This window comes from Thauera linaloolentis 47Lol = DSM 12138 (genome assembly GCF_000310205.1).
GTDB lineage: Bacteria > Pseudomonadota > Gammaproteobacteria > Burkholderiales > Rhodocyclaceae > Thauera > Thauera linaloolentis.
In genome coordinates this window covers 1-2,277 of sequence record NZ_AMXE01000164.1, presented here as the reverse complement: position 1 = coordinate 2,277, position 2,277 = coordinate 1, and the positions used below count along the sequence as shown (strand labels likewise).

At 66.1% G+C, this 2,277-nt stretch carries 3 protein-coding genes; 1 reads left to right on the top strand and 2 read right to left on the bottom strand.

Going from position 1 to position 2,277, the window contains the following annotated elements; all coding sequences use genetic code 11:
* Positions 1 to 677, bottom strand: a 677-nt coding sequence (locus C666_RS18920) for an extracellular catalytic domain type 1 short-chain-length polyhydroxyalkanoate depolymerase (protein WP_039919588.1), incomplete at its 3' end; no start/stop codon positions are given.
* Between the two features lie 216 nt (positions 678 to 893).
* On the opposite strand from C666_RS18920, the gene C666_RS18915 reads away from it, so the two are divergent.
* Positions 894 to 1,805 carry an L-type lectin-domain containing protein gene (locus tag C666_RS18915; RefSeq protein ID WP_004349537.1) on the top strand — a complete coding sequence of 304 codons (912 nt, stop codon included), beginning with the start codon at positions 894 to 896 and terminating at the stop codon, positions 1,803 to 1,805.
* 82 nt (positions 1,806 to 1,887) lie between these two features.
* Here the strand turns inward: C666_RS18915 and C666_RS18910 are convergent.
* A partial coding sequence (locus tag C666_RS18910) for an ATP-binding domain-containing protein (protein ID WP_004349534.1) occupies positions 1,888 to 2,277 on the bottom strand: 390 nt, incomplete at its 5' end.

The window sequence follows — 2,277 nt, the reverse complement described above, 5'->3', positions numbered from 1 at the left end:
GGCAGGGGCGCGCTCGCCGTGCGCCGCCCCCGCATCGCCGCCAGCGCGGTGGCGGCCGAATGGGCGCTGCCCGGCGGCACGCCGCTATGCATGGCAACGGCGCGGAAACGCGTGGGATGCCGGATCGCCAGCAAGGCGGCCATGCTCGCCCCGGCCGAGATGCCGGCCAGCGCGACCGCCTCGCGGTCTACCGGATACAGCAGGCAGACCTGGTCGATGGCAGCCAGCAGCGTCGCCGCCTCGGCATCGGCATGGCGGCTGCGGGTGTCGTACCAGTTCCAGCAGCCCTGCGGATTCGCCGTGCGATCCTGCTCCGGATACAGCACCAGGAAACGCTCGCGCAGCGCGATGCCGTTCATGCGCGTGCTGTGCGCGAACTGCGCCGCCGTCTGTCCGCAGCCGTGCAGCATCACCAGCAGCGGCAGGCGCTCGTCGTTGCGGACGCCTGGCGGCCGGAACAGGTGGAAACGGCGCAAGCCCGCCGGACCGATCGCCTGTCCGGCAATCCAGTCGCCAGCACCGCGCGGGGGGCGATACGTTGCGGATACGGCCTCGACCGCCTGCGAAACGGCCTTGCTCATCGCCTTGCTGCCGGCTTTGAACACCTTTCGCGTCAGCGACCGGGTCGCCTTCTGCACCGCCTTGGCCAACGGCGATCGTGTCGCCTTGCGCGTCATGAACCAACCACCATTGCATCGCTCCGTGACCCAAGGGGAAATTGTCGGAAGAATTTACACTGGCGCCCAATCTAATAAATCAACGTTATGTTTTGAATGATTTTTTCTATCTGGCTCACTCTTTGCTCGCTACCATCCGCGCGCCTGATCCGCGATGGGTATCGGCCCCGTCGGGCACCTTCTGCGCATGGACACCGCATCCACAGGAGATACATCATGAGTGAAGCAGCCCTGTATCACCAGCACTCCCGCAGCAAGGCCATCACCCTGCTCACCTGCACCGCAGCGCTCTGCGGTCTTGCCGTCGGGCCCGCTCATGGTGCCTTGGTCAACTATCAGAACTTCGACGACCTTTCCGCCTTCACGCTGAACGGGGTCACTCCCACCATCAATGCCGGCGGACAAGGCGTGGTGGGGACCAGTGGCGCGCGCGTACTGCGCCTGACCAACACACTCAATCAGGCCGGCAGCGCCTTTCTCACGAATCCGTTCTCGCTCGCCGCCGATGCCTCGTTCAGCAGCTACTTCGAGTTCCAGTTTTCCGACCAGCAGAACGGAGGAGCCGACGGCATCGTATTCACCGTTCAGACGGTTGCGAATACCGCGGGCGGCATCGGCGGCGGCATCGGCTACCAGGGCCTTACCCCCAGCGTCGGTGTCGAGTTCGACAACTGGAACAACGGCGCCGGCGATGGCAACAACGACAACCACGCCGGCATCAACATCAATGGCGACATAAATTCAGTGGTCCGCGCCGATACGCTGCCGGCGCTGCTCGACAGCGGCTCGATCTTTCACGCCTGGGTGGATTACGACGGAGCCAATGACCTGCTCGAAGTACGCCTGGCGTTGTCGGACACCCGACCGGCCGCGGCATTGATGTCGTACGACATCGATCTCGTCGCGCTTCTCGGCACCACGGATGCCTACATCGGCTTCACCTCCGGCACCGGCTCGGCGGGAGCGGATCACGACATCCGCCGCTGGGTGTTCACCGGCGAATTCAATCCGATCGACAACCCCGACAATCCCGGGACCGTACCTGAGCCCGGTTCGCTGACCCTGCTTTCACTGGGCCTGCTCGGGCTCGTTTCCAGTTTGCGGCGCAAAGGCAGGTCTGCCGACTAAAGGCTGGCTCCCGGGCCACACGCGCCGTGATCCATAAGGTGAAATTCGGTGTGGCCGGGGCCGCTGCGGCCCAGCGGCGGGATCAATATCCCGCCGTCTCCCGCATCCGCGCGCGCAATCCCGAAGCACGCCGCGTGCGCGCCGCGCAGCCCGCGACGAAGACCTCGCCCGCGCCGGCCAGCACGACCCGCTTCGCCGCGCGGGTGGCGCCGGTGTAGATCAGTTCGCGCGTCAGCACCCGCAGCGGCTGCGCGGGCAGCACGAGCAGCACTTCTTCGAACTCCGAACCCTGGCTCTTGTGTACCGTCAGCGCAAAGGCGGTGTCGTGGGCCGGCAGGCGCAGGGGCGGGATGGCGCGGAATCCGCCGTCGGCCGACGGAAAGAACACGCGCAGCTCACCCTGCCCGTCGGGCAGGCACAGGCCGACGTCGCCGTTGAACAAGCCGAGGCGGTAGTCGTTGGCGAGCACGAT

Excerpts from the sequence above, each read along its gene's own strand:
- C666_RS18915 (WP_004349537.1), top strand. The coding sequence starts at position 894 with ATGAGTGAAGCAGCCCTGTATCACCAGCACTCCCGCAGCAAGGCCATC.